The sequence below is a fragment of the Streptomyces sp. MBT65 genome (assembly GCF_016612545.1).
Classification (GTDB): domain Bacteria; phylum Actinomycetota; class Actinomycetes; order Streptomycetales; family Streptomycetaceae; genus Streptomyces.
In genome coordinates, this window is sequence record NZ_JAENRY010000715.1 from 1 (window position 1) to 663 (window position 663).

Genomic DNA, 663 nt, shown 5'->3' on the forward strand with positions numbered 1-663 from the left:
GGCCGGGGTGTGGCTCGCGCACAACATCGGGTTGGGCGGGGCGGCGGTGGTGACGCTGCTGCGGACGGCGTAGGTCCTGCGGCGGTGGTGCGGCTGGGACGAAATGCCGATGCAGGGGGCACGGACCGGTTGACAGTATGACGACCATGCACCGAGCCGCTGACGCCTCACCCTCTCCCTCACCCTCTCCGTCATCCTCATCCTCCCGCTCCCGGATATCCCGCCCGTCCCGGCGGGGCTCGGCGCCGCCCGCGGCCTGGCTGGTCGTCGCGCTCGCCTGCGCGGGGCAGTTCCTCGTCGTCCTCGACGTGTCCGTCGTCAACGTGGCGCTGCCGTCGATGCGGACCGACCTGGGGATGAGCGCGTCCGGACTGCAATGGGTGGTCAACGCGTACGCCATCGCGTTCGCCGGGTTCATGCTGCTGGGCGGACGGGCCGGTGACCTCTACGGCCGCAAGCGGATGTTCCTCGTCGGGCTCGCCCTGTTCACCGTGGCCTCGCTGGCCGGCGGGCTCGCCCAGGACGGCTGGCAACTGCTCCTCGCACGGGCCGCGCAGGGACTGGGCGCCGCCGACGTGACGATCGTCAGCGTCGAGGGCGCCAGTACGGCGGCGCCCAGTCCCTGGGCGGCCCGTGCGAGGAGCAGTTGCAGGCCGTCCTGGG

Annotated in this window: 1 protein-coding gene; it reads left to right on the forward strand. The window is 72.5% G+C overall.

Annotated elements, in window-relative coordinates; genetic code table 11:
* Positions 1-137 precede the first annotated feature (137 nt).
* Positions 138-663: MFS transporter (locus tag JHN63_RS51755; protein WP_200692039.1), on the forward strand; the 526-nt coding region annotated here is incomplete at its 3' end.